The 16,777-nt window shown below is 59.7% G+C and carries 16 protein-coding genes; 6 read left to right on the forward strand and 10 right to left on the reverse strand.

Annotated elements, in window-relative coordinates:
• Positions 1-404: 404 nt before the first annotated feature.
• Entirely contained in the window at positions 405-1,397 is a 993-nt protein-coding gene (locus THS5294_RS16710) for an ester cyclase (RefSeq protein ID WP_058124616.1), read from the reverse strand.
• A gap of 186 nt (positions 1,398-1,583) precedes the next feature.
• Between THS5294_RS16710 and THS5294_RS16715 the strand changes: the two genes are divergently transcribed.
• The 3 genes from THS5294_RS16715 to THS5294_RS16725 all read left to right on the forward strand — a co-directional run bounded on the left by THS5294_RS16715 (position 1,584) and on the right by THS5294_RS16725 (position 5,052).
• Positions 1,584-2,801, forward strand: a complete 1,218-nt coding sequence (locus tag THS5294_RS16715) for an ABC transporter substrate-binding protein (RefSeq protein ID WP_058124617.1) — start codon at positions 1,584-1,586, stop codon at positions 2,799-2,801.
• 66 nt (positions 2,802-2,867) lie between these two features.
• Positions 2,868-3,887: a carbohydrate ABC transporter permease gene (locus tag THS5294_RS16720; RefSeq protein WP_038004707.1), complete on the forward strand. Its 1,020-nt coding sequence runs from the start codon at positions 2,868-2,870 to the stop codon at positions 3,885-3,887.
• Between the two features lies 1 nt (position 3,888).
• The gene (locus THS5294_RS16725) at positions 3,889-5,052 is read left to right on the forward strand and encodes a carbohydrate ABC transporter permease (protein WP_058124618.1); all 1,164 of its coding nucleotides are present in this window, start codon (positions 3,889-3,891) and stop codon (positions 5,050-5,052) included.
• Positions 5,053-5,096: 44 nt separating this feature from the next.
• Here THS5294_RS16725 and mnhG read toward each other — a convergent pair whose 3' ends face one another.
• From mnhG to THS5294_RS16760, 7 genes are read right to left on the reverse strand one after another with little or no spacing between them, the layout of a single operon-like run.
• Entirely contained in the window at positions 5,097-5,432 is a 336-nt protein-coding gene (mnhG, locus tag THS5294_RS16730; protein WP_058124619.1) for a monovalent cation/H(+) antiporter subunit G, read from the reverse strand.
• Positions 5,429-5,773 (reverse strand): MrpF/PhaF family protein, encoded by a 345-nt coding sequence (locus tag THS5294_RS16735; RefSeq protein ID WP_038004712.1) that lies wholly within the window; start codon positions 5,771-5,773, stop codon positions 5,429-5,431. Before THS5294_RS16735 ends, mnhG begins: the two co-directional genes overlap by 4 nt.
• On the reverse strand, positions 5,770-6,249 hold the full coding sequence (locus THS5294_RS16740) for a Na+/H+ antiporter subunit E (RefSeq protein WP_038004713.1): 480 nt from the start codon (positions 6,247-6,249) through the stop codon (positions 5,770-5,772). Before THS5294_RS16740 ends, THS5294_RS16735 begins: the two co-directional genes overlap by 4 nt.
• Entirely contained in the window at positions 6,246-7,796 is a 1,551-nt protein-coding gene (locus THS5294_RS16745; RefSeq protein ID WP_082645064.1) for a Na+/H+ antiporter subunit D, read from the reverse strand. Before THS5294_RS16745 ends, THS5294_RS16740 begins: the two co-directional genes overlap by 4 nt.
• Positions 7,793-8,176 carry a Na+/H+ antiporter subunit C gene (locus THS5294_RS16750; RefSeq protein ID WP_038004715.1) on the reverse strand — a complete coding sequence of 128 codons (384 nt, stop codon included), beginning with the start codon at positions 8,174-8,176 and terminating at the stop codon, positions 7,793-7,795. Before THS5294_RS16750 ends, THS5294_RS16745 begins: the two co-directional genes overlap by 4 nt.
• Positions 8,176-8,595 carry a Na+/H+ antiporter subunit B gene (locus tag THS5294_RS16755; RefSeq protein ID WP_038004717.1) on the reverse strand — a complete coding sequence of 140 codons (420 nt, stop codon included), beginning with the start codon at positions 8,593-8,595 and terminating at the stop codon, positions 8,176-8,178. Before THS5294_RS16755 ends, THS5294_RS16750 begins: the two co-directional genes overlap by 1 nt.
• Positions 8,592-10,853, reverse strand: a complete 2,262-nt coding sequence (locus THS5294_RS16760) for a putative monovalent cation/H+ antiporter subunit A (protein ID WP_058124620.1) — start codon at positions 10,851-10,853, stop codon at positions 8,592-8,594. The genes THS5294_RS16755 and THS5294_RS16760 overlap by 4 nt, the downstream gene beginning before the upstream one ends.
• Before the next feature lie 130 nt (positions 10,854-10,983).
• Here THS5294_RS16760 and THS5294_RS16765 point away from each other — a divergent pair, with 130 nt between their 5' ends.
• From THS5294_RS16765 to THS5294_RS16775, 3 genes are read left to right on the forward strand one after another with little or no spacing between them, the layout of a single operon-like run.
• A complete protein-coding gene (locus THS5294_RS16765; protein WP_058124621.1) occupies positions 10,984-11,910 on the forward strand; it encodes a LysR substrate-binding domain-containing protein in 927 nt (308 codons plus the stop codon).
• A gap of 36 nt (positions 11,911-11,946) precedes the next feature.
• A complete protein-coding gene (locus tag THS5294_RS16770; protein WP_058124796.1) occupies positions 11,947-12,696 on the forward strand; it encodes a sulfite exporter TauE/SafE family protein in 750 nt (249 codons plus the stop codon).
• The gene (locus tag THS5294_RS16775; protein ID WP_058124622.1) at positions 12,693-13,517 is read left to right on the forward strand and encodes an alpha/beta fold hydrolase; all 825 of its coding nucleotides are present in this window, start codon (positions 12,693-12,695) and stop codon (positions 13,515-13,517) included. The genes THS5294_RS16770 and THS5294_RS16775 overlap by 4 nt, the downstream gene beginning before the upstream one ends.
• Here THS5294_RS16775 and THS5294_RS16780 read toward each other — a convergent pair.
• Both THS5294_RS16780 and THS5294_RS16785 read right to left on the reverse strand, forming a co-directional pair.
• The gene (locus tag THS5294_RS16780; RefSeq protein WP_058124623.1) at positions 13,507-16,023 is read right to left on the reverse strand and encodes an ABC transporter permease; all 2,517 of its coding nucleotides are present in this window, start codon (positions 16,021-16,023) and stop codon (positions 13,507-13,509) included. The two genes, THS5294_RS16775 and THS5294_RS16780, sit on opposite strands and share 11 nt — an antisense overlap.
• Positions 16,020-16,712 (reverse strand): ABC transporter ATP-binding protein, encoded by a 693-nt coding sequence (locus THS5294_RS16785; protein ID WP_058124624.1) that lies wholly within the window; start codon positions 16,710-16,712, stop codon positions 16,020-16,022. The genes THS5294_RS16780 and THS5294_RS16785 overlap by 4 nt, the downstream gene beginning before the upstream one ends.
• Positions 16,713-16,777 lie beyond the last annotated feature (65 nt).

Here is a 16,777-nt window from a genome sequence, read left to right on the forward strand (position 1 = left end):
CGGCATTGCCAAAGATCCTCTGGATCCTCCCGAAAAACGTCTGATGCGTCTGCCCCTGTGGCTCCCACCACGCAGCTGCATCTAACGCCATATAAAAGAGTGGTGGGTAAAAAGGGCCCATCACCCTGACGACTGCTTTACTTTACACTACGCGGTGAAAGATTTCGCAATGTGGCGTAATTGCGCGCTTTTTCTGTAAAGAAAGTTTCAGAAAATACCGCCGGATTTGTAAATTTCTGAGCAGTACCCAGTTTTACTGAGCGAAATCAGTCTATTTTCGGATCAAAGGTGACAGGCCGTCGCAGGCCCAAAAAGCCGCGGCAGTGGGTGGTGTGCTGTGGCGTCAAGTGGGCCGTGCCAGCATGTCGCAGGGCAAGTTAACGAAAAATTGACACCCCAGCGACTCAGATTGTTGCGCGGGCGTGGTTTGCGGCGGCGATCACATCGACCCCCATCTGGTTCAAGAGGTCCACGTAGTCGAGCAGGACCCAGTTTTCAGCAATTTGTGTCTGGGTGCAGCGGTAGAAATCCATCACGCGCAGTGTCAGGGCTTTGCCGGTTGCGGGAACACCCAAGTAGGGGCCTGCATGGGTCATTGTCATCGAGGGCCAGCCGGAGACCGCCGCGTAGGGGCCATCGCCGATCCGGCAGTAGTGATTGCCGCCCTGACGATCTGGGAAGGCATTTAGGAACGGGGCGCGATGGTCTTTGACAAAACCTTCCCACTGAAAGTTAGATCCAATGCCGCCGGGCCCGTACCAGAACATATCCTTGGCCCATAGTCCCCCTTGGCCGGTTTGATTGTCCGAACCAAAGGTTTCCGGGTCATAGACATGCAGTGCGCCCAACATCGCTTGCACAATGTCGAGCGACCGCGCGCCGTCGCCCGTTGTCGGGCAGACACCATCGTGGGTCGCAGGGCCGGGAAAGAGCATTTCCGTTCCAAGTTCGAACGGAATGGGCTTTAGGCCCGCCTGACGCATCATGTCGATCAGGTCGATGATGACCTTGGCCTCAGTGATGCGGCCGTTCTCGACCCGGTAAAATTCACCTGCCCGCAAGAATACCAGCCGGTTGTTGGGCGGAATGCCCCACAGCGGTGCGTTGAAGGTGCCGACATAATGGCTGACCGCGCCGACCCATTGCCCGCCCGGCGCACGAATATTGTCGCCCCCGATGAAAATTTCATCTCGGCGGTGCAGCCCGGTAAGCGCGTGGCGCAGAGGCATGATCACCTGCTCAACCACAGCCTCACGCCCCTCAAGCCGATTCACGGGGGCACACATGTCCCAAATGACCTCTGGTGCGATGACGGCACTGGCGGCCTCAAGCTCAGATTGGGGGCAGGTGAACAGCGTGTTGAGCGCGGGACGAAGGGCATTGCGGTAGTTCAGCATGGGACACCTTTGCGTGTTTGTCAGAAAAGCCTTGCCAAAGGGCGTTTCAAGAATCTAGCTTATTTTGCAATCGTATGCATTTTGCTGTGATGTTAGTTGGCTCAAGGAGCATATTTCCCTCAGTGGCAATGCAGACGCCAGAAAAAGAAGACCCCCAAATAGACAACGTTCAACGGGAGACATCGAATGTTTATTAAGAAAATCGCGCTCGCTGGTGCGGTCTCGCTCTTTGCCAGTGGTGCCGCAGTGGCCTGTTCCTATGAGAACACAGTGCCCCTGAAGTCGCTGACGGCTGGTTTCGAAGCTTGGAAGGCTGTGACAGACGCAATGGCGGCCTGTGGCAACTTTGAGCCTGAACTGGACCAAGAGTTCCGCACCAAACAGCCCGCAGCCTTTGCGGCGAACCCTTCGCTTTACCACATCGGTGGGGTGTCCAACGGGACCGTTACGCCACTGCTGAACGAGGGCACGATTCGTCCGCTGGATGATCTGGTTGCCAAATACGGGCAAAACCTCAGCCCCAACCAATTGATCCGCGTTGATGGTCAGATCATGGCCATCGCCATGATGGTGAACACGCAGCACATGATGTACCGCTCGGACATCTTTGCCGATCTTGGGCTGGAAGCCCCCGCAACCTACGACGATGTGCTCGCGGCAGCCGAAGCGATCAAGGATGCAGGCGTTGTGGACTACCCACTTGGTGCCACAATGAAGTCCGGCTGGAACCTCGCGCAGGATTTCAACAACATGTTCCTCGGCTTTGGCGGCACCTTTTACGGTGACGACAGCATGCCGATGGTTAATTCCGAAGCGGGCATCAACACGCTTGAGATGATGCAGAAGCTGGCTGTGTACATGGACCCTGAGTTCCTTGTATCCGACAGCACATACGTGCAGCAGCAATTCCAACAGGGCAAAATCGCGATGGCGAACCTGTGGGCCTCGCGCGGTGGTGCAATGAACGACGCCGCCGAAAGCTCGGTTGTGGGCAAAGTCGGCTCCTCCGCAGCGCCTTTGGCGATGGCAGGTGGCGCGCCAGCGACGACCCTGTGGTGGGACGGTCTTGTGATTGCGGCCAACATCTCGGACGAAGAGGCTGACGCAGCCTTCCGTCTGGCGATGGAAGGGCTAACCACGGACATGGTCCAAGCGAACAACGATGCGGCGATCTGGCTTGTGAACGGCTACCAGCCTTCGGATATGGCGGCCGGCGCGATCGCCACAGCGACCGCAGCACCCGCACCTGCGCCGTACCCATCGACCAGCCAAATGGGTCTGATGCACACAGCTCTTGGCAACGTGTTGCCCGCGTTCTTCACCGGTGAGATGTCTGCTGAGGACGCACTGGCCGCGGTTGAGGATGCCTACAAAACAGCCGCCGAAGAAGCAGGCCTGCTGTAAACTCTAACTTGGGGCCCGCGCAGACGTGCGGGCCCCGCTCAGGACCATGAAAAAGAAGGACTGACGATGAAGCCCAAAGTCTTTGCGATGTTCGTCGGCCCGTCCGTCTTTTTGATGCTCTTGTTCATCGCAGCACCTCTGATCTCGGTGCTTGTGAATTCGTTCCAAGTCACCCAGCCGATTGTTGAAGTGGTCGAGGTCGAGACATGCACGCCCGGCTTTTTGACCCAGACCTGCGTGACCGAGGTCAAGACAGTCCCGATCCTTGATGACTTCGGCAAGATCCAGACAACAACCAAGTGGGTAGGTCTGCAAAGCTACGCCAACGTTTTGGAGCTGGACCGCGTGGGCGAAGCGATTTCATCGGGCGCATGGGGCAATATCCTTCAGATCGATTTCTGGAAGGCGTTGCGGTTCACGCTGACGTTCACACTGATCACGCTACCCTTCGTGCTGGGCCTTGGGCTGGCAATCGCGGTGGTGGTGAACAACGCAACCAAGGCCGTAAAGGGACCGGTGATCTTTGTGTCCTTGCTGCCGTTCATCATCACCCCAGTGATTGGCGCGCTGTCCATCCGATGGCTGTTTTACGGCGACGGGATCGTCACGGTCTGGTTAGAGGCGCTGTTCATGACCGACATCTCGGTCGCGGCGAATGGCTGGGCGGTTGAGTTTTTGATGATGTTCTACCGCGTTTGGCACGTCGCCCCCTTTGCCTTTGTGATCTTTTACGCAGGCCTGCAAACGGTCAACCAAGATACCCTCGAAAGCGCGATTATCGATGGCGCGTCGCGCTGGGATCGGTTGCGGTATGTGATCGTTCCGCACCTGATGCCCCTGATTATCTTTATCACGTTGATCCATTTGATGGATGCGTATCGGGCGTTCGAAGAAGTCGTCGGCTTTTCGTCGCAATCGCAACGGATCACGCTGCAATGGCTGACTTACGACCTGTTGCAACCGGATGATGCGGGCAACCGCGCGATCAGCCGGGCATCGGCCAGCGCGATGCTGACGATGATCGGGATCGTGCTCATCCTTATTCTGCCACTGCGCCGCACATGGCGTGATCATAAGGGAGGCTGACATGAGCGACGCTGCCATTCCACGCGCCATGCGCCAACCGTTCGGGCTTAAACTGGCCTCGAACCTCTTTTTGATCTTTTGGCTTTTGCTCGCGGCGTTCCCGCTGTTTTGGGTTCTGGCCATGAGCTTCAAATCACCGGTGGATGCCTTTTCCAGTTCTGCGGCTGAGGTGATTTTCGGACCAGAGACTTTGGCCAAGGGCGACGGGCTGTCGTTGATCGACATGGCCTTGGGGATCGCTTTCATTTGGCTGTCGATCAAAGCTGCCGTTAAGTGGTTGATGCCGATGGCCGCCGGGGTGGGCACCCTGCAACGGGTGTTTAGCTGGCTGGTCATCTGTGCGGGCTTTGCCGTTATGGTGATCGTGGGTCTGTTCGTTGTGTTGCCGTGGATTTTGGCCCCGCTGAACGCCTTGGCTGGTCCGCTGGGCACACCGATTTTGGGCCTAACGACCGAGCATTACTATGCGGTCTGGGTCGAGAACGCCTTTTGGCAAAACTTCAACAATTCACTGCTGGTGACGGCTGGGGTTGTGACTGTTTCGCTGACGGTGGGGACCTTGGCGGGTTACGGTTTGGCGCGGTCGGGATCGAACCTCGCGTTCTGGATTTTGATCGTGGCGTTGGTGTTTCGTGCGCTGCCGCACTCGGTTTTGGTGGCAGGCTACTTGCCGTTTTTCATCAACTCCGCCGAATGGCTGCGCCCAATCCTAGGTGAAAACGCACCGACGCTCTATGGTCAGCCCTTGGCGGTGATTGCGGTGTTGGTGTCGATCAACCAACCCTTTACGATCTGGATGCTGCGGTCCTTCTTTCAAAGCATCCCGGAGGAGCTGGACGAAAGCGCGCGCGTGGACGGCTGCACTCATTTTCAAGCATTCCGCTGGGTGATTATGCCCGTGATGTGGCCGGGGGTCATTACGACCGGACTGTTCAGCTTCTTGCTGGCGTATAACGACTTCTTGGTGACATCGCTGCTGTTGGACGCGTCGAACCAGACGATGGTCCCGGCGATTGCGGGCTATTTCAATCGCGAAACAACGACCACGGATCAGGTGGAGGCTGTCGCGGCGGCCGTATCCATCACGGCTCCGTTGTTCTTGTTGGTGATGGTGTTCCAGCGCCAGATCGTGAGCGGCCTGACAGCAGGGGCTGTGAAAGGCTAGCGAACGTGTGTGGCTCCTGGCGGTTTTCGCCCGGGGTCAACGCATCAATCAATGCCTAGCTTCTGCCGCACGCCATGTTCCACTTTGGTCGGCGCCCACAAGGGAACGCCTGCGCGGAATGCGGCGCGCCCGATCATATGCGCACCTACAGGTGCCGTGATCAGCAGGAACACAACGATGGCAATGCACTTTGCGACCGTCTGCGTATCGCCGAAAAAGACCGCAACTGCGGCCATGATCAGGCCAGAGGACAAAGTGCCCGCCTTGGTTGAGGCATGCATGCGGATCAAAACGTCCGGCAGGCGGACGATGCCGAGTGCTGCGACAAAGGCGAAAAAGCCGCCAAGCAACAACAGAACGGATATGATGATTAGGCTCATGGCTTCGGCTCCTCGGCGGGGGGCTCATCCATTAGGCTTTGCGCCAATTTGGTGTCTTGGGCGCGGATGATTTTACGCTCAATGAAGCGGGCAAAGGCGACCGTCGCCAAAAAGCCGATCAGCGCTAGCACGATGGCCACGTCCAAAAAGGCCTGAACTTCGGACAAAAGCGCATAGAGCCCGCAGAAGGCCACGATCAGGACTGTCATCAAATCGAGTGCGACGACCCGGTCGGCCAGTGATGGGCCCTTGATCAAGCGGATGAACCCGAGGGCTACGGCAACCATCACCATGATAAAGCTGGCATGTAGTGACCAGTCAAAGAACTCTTGCGGTGTCATTCAAACGCCTCCCGCACCCATTTTTCCATTCCGTTTTCAATGTCGGCCCGGATTTGGTCCGCATTGTCGGCGAACATTGCGTGTACCACGAGGGTGTTACAATCCTCGGTCACGTCCATGCTGAGGGTGCCGGGCGTGAGCGAGATAAGGTTCGTAACCAGCAACACCTCGGCCTCGCCTTTGGCCTTTAGGGGCACGCAAATGACCCCGGGCTTTGCGCGGTGTCGTGGGGTGAGAACATCCCACACCACGTAAATGGAACTCACGATTAGTTCCCAATGGAACAGCACGATTAGCTTGACCCATTTGAACACGCGCTTGAAATAGCCCCCGCCATTGTCCTCGAATAGTGGTGAGGCAACCCACAGCGCGACAAATCCGACCACTGTGCCCACCGCCAGTCCCGGTAGGGTAAAGTTGCCCGTGAGCGCGGCCCATGAAACGGCCAGAATTAGGTTCAGTAAAAACAGGCTCATTGTGTGACCTCCGGCAGTGCCGTCGCAGGCGCGGTTATGGCGTCAAGCGGCGCGTTCAGGCGCAATACAGTCTCAATATAGAGCGTTGGATCCAAGAGTTGAGCCGCCGATGTTTCTGCAAAGCTGACGAAGGGCTGAGGGAAGACGCCAATAAGCACGGTCATGATTGCAAGTGCCGTAATGGGTGTCATCAGCGCGAGCTTTTGGCCTGCGGGAAGGGTCGCAAGTGTGGGCACGTATCCCTCGGGGTGGGGTTTCCAAAAGGCTTGGCCCCAGATTTTCGTCATCGAGTAGATCGTCAGTAGCCCCACGGCCAATGCGACACCGGCGATGATCCAGCCTTCAACCTCAAGGGCTGCTTTCACCAACACGTATTTGGCCCAAAACCCCGAAAGCGGCGGGAAACCCGCAAGCGAGAAAGCCGGGATCAAGAATAACAGCGCAAGGAACGGTGCACCCTTGTAAAGGCCACCAATTGCACCCAGCTCTGTGCTGCCCGAGATGCGCTGCGCTACACCCGCGATCAAGAAAAGGTTCGCTTTTACGATGATGTGGTGGACCAGATAGAACACTGCGCCCACCAAAGCCAGTGGCGTGAACAGCGCCAGCCCCAGCACCATGTAGCCAATCTGACTGACGATGTGGAATGATAGGATTTTGCGGAAGTCAGTTTGCGCGGCAGCCCCCAAAACTCCGGTCACCATCGTAAAGCCTGCGATCCATAACAGCAGGGTGTGGGTGAATGCGACATCCGTGTCGAACACCAACGTGAACATGCGGATCAGTGCGTAGACGCCGACCTTGGTCAGCAGCCCCGCAAACACCGCTGATACTGCGAAGGACGGGGTGTGATAGGATGCGGGCAGCCAGAAAAACAGCGGAAAGACGGCGGCCTTTACGCCAAAGCCGATCAGAAACATCGTGGCGATGACGGTTAGGGTGCCCTGGTCCTGAATGCGGTCCACGCTGCCTGCAAGGTCGGCCATGTTCAGCGTACCGGTCATGCCGTACAGCAGGCCAATGCCCGACAGGAACAGGATCGTCGAAATCAGGTTGAGCGTGACGTATTTGATGCCCGCGTCCAGTTGTTGTTTGGATCCACCAAGCACCAAAAGCCCGAAGGACGAGATCAGCATGACCTCAAACCAGACGTAAAGGTTGAACAAGTCGCCGGTTAGAAATGCGCCCGTTACCCCCGCGATCAGCACCTGAAACAGCGCGTGAAAGCCGAGTTGGTCCATCCGCTCGGTGATGTCCCCGATGGAATATACCGCGACCGCGAGCCCGGTGATCGCAGTGATCACGACCATCACAGCGCTTAGGTAATCTGCCACAAGCGTGATGCCGAAGGGGGCAGGCCAGCCGCCCATTTGCGCAGCTACAACGCCTTGGTCCAGAACTTGGCCCATCAAGATGACGGCGGCGATCAGCGTCCCAATGGACCCCGCGACCGAGATATAGCGTCCCTCAGGCGTGTTGCGGAACAAGAATGCCAGCACCGCCGTGGCGAAGGGCAGGATGATGGGGGTGGCGAGGTACCAACTCATTTCGAGGTCTCCTCGGCTTTGGTCTCGCTCTCAAAGCGCGGCTCAGCGATGCGCATTTCATCAGCATTGAGCGTGCCTAGGTTTTGATACGTGCGGTAGACCAGAGCCAGCGCAAAGGCGAACAGGCCAAACCCGATCACAATGGCGGTCAGCACCAATGCCTGCGGCAGGGCGTTGGCGGCGCCCACCACGGTGTCAGCGCCTTCTGCAATCAGCGGCGGCGTTTCGGGGGTCAGTCCCCCGGCGGCAAAGATCGTCAGGTTGGCCGCGTTGGACAACAACACCAGCCCAAAGATGAACCGCAGAACATTGCGCGCCATCATCAGATAGACAGACGTGGCGACCAGAACGCCCACCATGATGGCAATCAGACTTTCCATCAGACTTCCTCTTCCAGCGCGAGCACCATGGCGAGGATGGACCCCAGCACCACGAGGTAAACGCCCACGTCAAATATCAAAACGGTCGAAAGGGGCAGGCCCTTTTCGGTCTCGGTCGCGCCGAGGAACATCCACTGGCCTGTGAAAAACGCATCACCATCGAAAAGGGAGGCAACCCCAGCAAACAACGCAATCCCAAGGCCTGACATCGCGATGTCGAGGGGATCAATCCGAAGCGCCGTCCGCGCCTCAGCCGAGCCATGGGCCATCGCATATAGCACAAAGCCGGACGCGCCGATCAGCCCTCCAATGAAGCCACCGCCCGGTTCGTTGTGGCCGCGCAAAAGCATATAGATCGAAAACATGAGCAGCAGCGCCACCATCAGCCGGGTAGCGGCTCTGACGATTAGGGAACTCATTTCTCTTCTCCTTTTGGCGTACCACGCAGCAGGACAAAGGCACCCAATGCCGCGATCATGACCACCGCAATTTCACCAAAGGTGTCGAGCGCGCGGAAATCCACGAGGATGACGTTTACGACGTTGCGGCCGTAGGCTTCTGGCCATGAGGTCAGCTCAAAGTAATCCGTAAGGCGGCGATCCAGCGGCTCGGCCATGGATGCCAGTAGGACAATGGCCGATGTGGTGCCCACAAGGATCGCGACCAGCGCATCCCAGCCGCGGATTTCGGCAATTTTCTTGGGGTTGAGATAGGGCAGTTTCAGCATCGCAAGTGCGACGAGAACCACGACCAATGTCTCAACCAACAGCTGGGTGATGGCCACGTCTGGCGCGCCAAACATGATAAAGATGAGGGCGACACCGATCCCCACCACGCCAAGGGCCGCAACTGCGGTCATGCGCGAATTTGCTGTGGCGGTGACAAAGGCACCTGCGGTGATAAAGATCAAAACTGCCCAATCGCGAAAAGCTACGCCCGTGAAATCAAACTGGACCTGCCATGCATCGCGCAGCCACATGGCATAGGCAGCCGTCACGCCCAAAAACGCAAAAATCACAAAGATGTAGCGGCGCAGAACCCCGTGTTGCAGTTTTTGCGCCTGCCACTTGGCAAAAGCCGCAAAGCCATCAAGGAACCTGTCCCAACCGCGGTCAAAGTGGATAGGGTTCCAGCTTTCGATACTAGCCAGCCGTGCGCGCAAGCGGCGGTGGCCAAGATAGAGAACAATGCCCGTCGCGAACGTGACAAGCGATAGGATCAGGGCGGCGTTGACTTCTTTGTAGAGGTATAGATCAACAGCAACCGGGCTGCCGTAGACGGCGGCAGTTGCGGGGCGCACGAGCGTTTCGGCCCAGTCTGAATTCACGCCAAGCGCAAGACCAAGGCCCGCAAGGATCAGCGGACCCACCAGCATTGCGATGGGCCCTTCGCGCGGGGCCTTGGGTGTGTCACCCAGTTTGCCAAAGAACGGGCGCAGAGCCACGATACCGCCCACCGCAAACATCAGCGCGGAGGCCGCAAAGGCGGTGCCAGTGATCCAAAGCTGCGCGGTCGGCATGCTCAGCGCGGCCTTGTAGAGGAATTCTTTGCCGATAAACCCGATCAGCGGCGGGATACCTGCCATCGACAAGGCCGCCAATACCGCGGCCAGTGCGGTTAGGGGCATCTTGCGCGACAGGCCGGACAGGACCTCAGCCTCTCGGCTGCCGGTACGGTGATCCACAATACCGATCATCAAAAACAGCGCGGCTTTGTAGAGTGAATGGACGATCAAGAAGAGCATCGCGCCCTTGATGGCCGCACTCGTACCCGCCCCGATAAACAGTGTCAGTGTGCCAAGCGCCATCAGGGTCGTATAGGCCAGTACCTGTTTGATATCGGACTGCCGCATCGCAAGGATGCTCGCGAAAACGGCTGTGAAACCGCCCGCAATCGTGAGCGACCAAAACCACAGGTCCGTACCACCCAGCGTGGGGTTCATCCGCGCCATCAAATAGATACCGGCTTTGACCATCGTGGCGGAGTGTAGGTAGGCCGATACTGGCGTCGGGGCCGCCATCGCGTTGGGGAGCCAGAAATGAAACGGAAATTGAGCTGATTTGGTGAAAGCGCCCGCGAGGAACAAGATGGATATCGCGACGATCCAAGGGTGGTCGCGCAACTCAACGTCTCGGATTTCTGACAGTTCAAATGAGCCAGCCGCAAAGCCGATCAACACAATCCCGGCAAGGAACGCGAGGCCGCCGGTGCCCGTCACCAAAAGCGCTTGTAGCGCAGAGCGGCGCGATTTGGCTTCATCGGCAAGATACCCGATCAGCAAATAGCTAGAGATCGTCGTGACTTCCCAAAATACAAAAAGCGCGAGCAGGTTGTCCGCCAGTACAAGGCCGAGCATCCCGATCATGAACGCCATCAGGAACAAGATGAACCGGGGGTATTGTGGCTGCGTGCCCAAGTACTGCGCGGAATAAAGCGTCACCAACGCTCCGATCCCGGTGATCAACAGCGCGAACGTTAGCGAAAGACCGTCGAGCCAAAAACTGATCGCGACGTCAAGCGACGGAACCCATTCTATCGACCAGCGCAAGGTTTCTCCGGCAGCGATGGCGGGGATGAATTGCAAAAACCAAATGAATAGCACCAGCGGCACGGCCACAGATATCCAACCCGATGGCCCGCCAAAAAGTCTTGGCACCTGTGGTCCCGTATCCGCCATTTCGCTCGCCCCTGGTAATGCTTTGTTGGGTGGAAGCTAGCATCTCATTTTGATTGTTCAACACTTATAAGGCGTGACTTTCGATAGTATGAACCTAACTATCCAGCTAACGCCCAGATCGGAGGGTTTCATGCCCACACTGCAGCAGTTCAGATACCTCGTGGCCGTGTCGGAGGCTTTGCATTTTCGCAAAGCGGCGGATCAGGTTCATGTGACTCAGCCGACGCTGAGCGCGCAGCTGCGAGAGTTAGAGGGCAAGCTGGGTGTGCAATTGGTTGAGCGGTCACGCTCTCGGGTCATTTTGACCCCGGTGGGGGCTGAAATTGCCCGCCGTGCCAAGGGCATCCTGCGGGATGTCGAGGAAATCACGTCGCTCGCGCGGCAGGGCTCCAACCCGCTTGAGGGGACGGTGCGTGTGGGGTTGGTGCAGTCGCTCGGTTCTTACTTTTTGCCCCTCGTGATCCCTGCCTTGCACGCGACATACCCGAACCTAAAATTCTATGTCCGAGAGGGAACGGCGGCGGATCTACAGGCGCGGCTTGATCAGGGCACGCTCGACATTTTGTTGTTTCCGCTGCCTGCCGAAGGCCCCGACCTGCGGATCGCGCCGCTGTTTGAGGAGCCGCTTTTGCTGGTCGTGGCTCATGACCACTCGCTTGCCTCTAAGGCCGAGGTGAAACGCGCGGACCTACGTGGCGAAACTGTGATGCCGCTCGAATCCGGTCACCGCTTGCATGGGCAGGTTGCCGAAATCGCGGCCTCTGCGGGTGCAGAAATCTCGCTCGATTATGCGGGCACATCGCTCGACACGCTGCGCCAAATGGTGGCGACCGGGCTGGGGGTGTCGCTTTTGCCCGCGCTCTATGTCCGCTCCGAGGTTGAGCGCGAGGCATTGGTCACAGCCCTCCCGCTGGACGACCCGCAACCGTCGCGCAAGATTGGCATGGTATGGCGCGTGACAGCGGCACGGGACGAAGCCTATGAGGCAATCGCCACCCTCATCCGTGAGACGTTAGCAAAGGCCGCCCCCGAGGTGCGTATCCTTCCGCCAGAGTGACTTGCGCGCGGCTGTTCGGGGCCGTAGAGGGCGATGATGTTTGACGTTCTTGCCCTCAACGCCACGGATATACTCGTATTAGGCGGTCTCGCTTTTTTGGCGGGTCTTGTGCGCGGGTTTTCGGGGTTCGCGCTGTCGGCGGTGATGATGGCCACGGCCGTGGTGATCCTGCCGCCGGTTGAGTTGATCCCCGTCCTTTGGGTGCTGGAAGCGGTGGCTTCGATCATGATGGTGCGCGGCGGGTTGCGCGACGCGGATCGGGGCATTGCGACGGGTCTTGTGCTGGGCTCAGCGGTTGGGGCGCCCATCGGCTGGGCGCTGACGGTGTCCGTGTCGGTGATGACGTCCTCCATGATCGCGCTGACGTTGATCATTTGTCTCGCGGGGTTACAGCTCAGCCGGGTGCGGTTTGCATTCTTGGCCACAAGGCCGGGGCTCTATGGTTCCGGCGTGTTGGCGGGGGTCGTCACGGGGCTGGCGGGCATCGGCGGAATGATCGTGGCGCTCTACACGCTAAGCCAAGACAAACCTGCCCGGGTCATTCGCGCGACGTTGGTGATTTTTCTGCTGTTTACGTCCGTGTTTAGCGCGATCACGATGGTTGCCTATGGGGTGTTCACCGGGGTAAGCATTTTGCGCGGCGTCGTTCTGGCAGCCCCCATCGCGGTTGGGGTGTTTCTGGGCCAACGGCTCTTTAACCCTCGGTTTGAGCCGTATTATAAGCCCACCTGTCTGACCCTTTTGATTGTACTGGCGAGCGTCGCCCTCTTCCGTGTGAGCCTATGACCAACCTCTCTATTCTCAGCTCCGATGGCACCCAACTTGCGGTCACAGATGTGGGTCCGCGCGACGCACCTGCGTTTGTGTTTATCCACGGTTGGGCGCAGGCACGGCTTGCTTGGACCGCGCAGTCCCCACTGGCGGATCGTTTTCGCTTGATTTCATTCGACTTGCGGGGCCACGGCGACAGCGATGCGCCCCAAGACCCGGCCGCCTATACCGACACCTGCCTTTGGGGGGACGACGTGCGCGCGGTGCTAGAGACACTGCAACCCAAGACGCCGATGCTGGTGGGCTGGTCCTATGGTGCACGCGTGATCGGCGCCTATTTGGCGACGCATGGGGCAGGGACCGTGGCGGGCATCGCGCTTGCGGGTGGCGTCTTGGCGCTTGGCTCCGCGCGGGAAGAATGGATGGCCGGCCCAGACAGTCCGGGCATGAACCGCGCGCTCTATTCTGATGATGACGCCGCCCGGGCAGAGGCGACGCGCGGTTTCGTCACCGCTTGCACCCATGCTCCGCTTGATCCCGGATTTACCGCGCAATTGATTGCGGCTAACGATCGTGTCGGCGCGCTGGTCCGCCGGTCACTGTTCAAAACGGATGAGGACTTGCGCCCCGTTTGGGCCGCGTTCCACCGCCCCGCGCTGGTGGTGCATGGCGCACAGGACAGCGTGATCCCGGGGACCGTCGGGCAGGCGGCGGCGGATGCGCTTCCGCAGGGGACGCTTGCGGTTTATGACAATTGCGGCCACGCGCCATTTTTGGAGCATCCCGCGCGGTTTAACGCCGATCTTGCGGCGTTGGCCGAACGCATCACTCCTTAGCGCGCAAAACACCAGCAGGGCGCGCCGCCAAAGGCCGCCACGCAAAGGCCAACCCCGCCAAAAGCGTGGCCATCGCACCGCCCAAGATGATTGCCGTCGCAGAGATCCACTCAAATCGGTACGTGCCGTCCATGACGAATGTCATCACGGCCCAGCCCGCCAACGCGCCTGCGCAAATCGCGACCGTGCCTGCGGCGGCACCCAACATGGCGGAGCGTAGCGCAAAGCTGGCAAGGATCGTGGCGCGCGTAGCCCCTAGGGTCTTGAGGACAGCGGCTTCAAAAACGCGCGCGCGCTCACCCGCGGCGGCGGCACCAATTAACACGATGAACCCGGTCAGCAAAGTGGCCGCTGCCCCGTAGGATGTGGCGGCGGCCAACCCTTGCAATGCCTCGGTCACCAAGGCGATGCCGTCGCGCACGCGGATCGCGGTGATGTTGGGGGCGTCGCCCGCCACATCGCGCAGAATTGCGGCCTCAGCCGCTTCTTCGGCGTAGACAGTTGCGATGTGGGTGTGCGGGGCGCCAGCCAATGCGTTCGGCGACATCACGAGGATAAATCCGATACCTGCGTTGGAAAAATCAACTTCCCGCAGGGATGTGATGGTTGCGGTTATGTCACGGCCCAAGATGTTGATGGTCAGCGCGTCGCCCAGCCCGATCCCCATTTCCTCGGCCTCTTCGGCGGCAAAGCTGATCTCTGGGGGGCCTGCATGGTTTTCGGCCCACCATGCGCCCTCCGTGACCGTTGTGCCCTTGGGGGGCAGGGTGGAATAGGTGAGGCCCCGGTCGCCCTGTAGCACCCAATGATCACCCGCCACATCCCTTGCGGGGATGCCATTGATCCGCGTGATCACGCCGCGCAACATCGGCGCGCTATCCACGCGGCGCACAGCAGGGTCGGTTGTGACCCGCTTCAAAAAGGCGGGCAGTTGGTCATTTTGAATGTCCACAAAGAAGTATGAAGGCGCTTCTTGGGGCAAGTCTTGGGTTATGGCAGCACGCAGGTTGGTGTCGATTTGCCCGACAGCAGCCAGAACCGTTAGCCCCAGCCCAAGCGACAAAACCACCGATGTCGCGTCTCCGCCGGGTCCGCCCACGGCACCCAGTGCCAGCCGCAGTCCGGTGCGGCCCCGGACCCAATGGGCGCGCGCAAGACCGCGCGCCAGCCGCCGCACACCCCATGCGGCACCCGTTAAAATAGCGAGCGCGCCGAGGATGCCGCCCGCCGAATAGAGCGCGAGCGTCGGGATGCCCGAGAGCCACATGGATAGCCCTACAAGCAGTAAGACGAGCATCGCGATCAGGATCAGCATTCCCCAAGAGGGCAGCGCGCGGGACGGCCCGCTGGCATCTCGGAACAAGGCGGCTGCGCGGACCTCTCGGGTGCGCGCAAGCGGCCAGAGTGTGAAAATTAATGCCGTGAGCGCGCCGTATAATGCGGCCTCTAGCAAGGGGCCCGCGCTGACGCCAAAGGCCACGGGGATCGGCAGTTGTGCTGCGATCAGGGGCGCCAACAGCAGGGGCACAATCGCCCCCAAAATCAGCCCCAGCGCGATGCCCACAGCCCCCAATACGCCGATTTGCATCAGGTAGGCGGCAAAGATCACACGTCCCTCTGCACCCAAGGTCTTGAGCGTCGCGATAACGGGTGTTTTGCGGTCCAGATAGGCGCGCACGGCGGCTGATACCCCAACGCCGCCCACCGCAAGCCCTGCCAATCCAACCAGTACCAGAAACGCACCTATTCTCTCGACGAACTCTGCGATGCCGGGCGCTGCGTTGCGCGCATCGCGCCAGCGCAGGCCAGTGTCGCGAAACGCCTCTAGGGCGCGGGCCTCTAGCGCGCCAAGGTCGGTGTCTTCGGGCAGGTCGAGACGGTATTGACTGTCGAACAGGGTGCCCGGCGCCAACAGCCCAGACCCGTCGAGCGAGCTCATTGATACCAATGACCGTGGCCCAAGGCCAAAACCGCTGCCTGCGGCGTCAGGTTCAACCTCTAGGGCGGCGCGTAGCGTTAGGGTTGCTGTGCCAAGACCCACCTGGTCACCAATCTTGAGGTCCATGCGCGCGATTAGGATCGGGTCCATCACGATGCCGTTGTCCGCCAACGCCTCTGCAATCGGCATTGCGGGCGCAAGCGTGACTGACCCGATCAGCGGGTACAGATCATCCACGCCGCGCACTTGTGTCAGGCCACGTCCGTCACCCTTAACGATCATGGATCGGAAATCGACTGTCTCAGACACGCGCGCGCCGGTGGCTTGCATAAAGGCACGCTCCTGCGGGCTGGCAAAGCGATAGGTGAACGACATCTCCGCGTCGCCGCCCAAGATGGTCGCGCCTTCGCGGGCCAATCCATCCGAGATCGCGACCCGGACGGAGCCTACGCCCGCAATTGCCGCCACCCCAAGCGCGAGGCACAGCAGAAAAATCCGAAATCCGGCGACGCCGCCGCGCAGCTCCCGCCGGGCAATGCGCCACGCGCTGGTCAAAACATTGCTCATTCTGCTGCGGCCTGTGCAACGTCGGTCTCAATGCGGCCGTCGCGCAGCCGGATTACCCGGTCGCAGCGTTTGGCCAGCTCGGGCGCGTGGGTCACAAGGATCAGCGTAGCACCGTGCCGGTCGCGTAGCCCGAACAGCAGGTCCATGATCGCCTCGCCGGTGTTGCCATCCAGATTGCCCGTGGGTTCATCCGCCAGCAGAATGTCGGGCCGGGGTGCGGCGGCGCGGGCCAAGGCGACGCGCTGTTGTTCTCCGCCGGACATCTGCGCGGGATAGTGATGCATGCGGCTGCCTAGGCCCACGGCCTCCAACTCGGCCTCGGCGCGCTCAAATGCATCGGCCACGCCACCAAGTTCCAACGGGGTTGCGACGTTTTCCAGCGCGGTCATCGTCGGAATAAGGTGGAAGCTTTGGAAAACCACCCCCATATGTGAACGGCGAAAGCGGGCAAGCTGGTCCTCGTTCATCGCGGTCAGATCCTGCCCCATGGCGCGGATTTCGCCGCCCGAGGCCCGCTCCAACCCGCCCATCAGCATGAGGAGAGACGACTTGCCCGACCCCGATGGACCAATCAACCCAACCGTTTCTTGGGCACCGACTTCGAGCGTGAGCCCATGCAAAATATCCACTGGGCCCGCGTTTCCTGCAAGCCGGAGAGAGACATTGTTGAGGGCGATCACAGGGGGCATGGGGCGTTTCCTTTGGGCGGCGTCTAGAAGGACATATGGGGTGGTCGCGGCGCAGGCCAAGGCGA

The organism is Thalassobacter stenotrophicus, assembly GCF_001458315.1.
Classification (GTDB): Bacteria; Pseudomonadota; Alphaproteobacteria; order Rhodobacterales; family Rhodobacteraceae; genus Thalassobacter; species Thalassobacter stenotrophicus.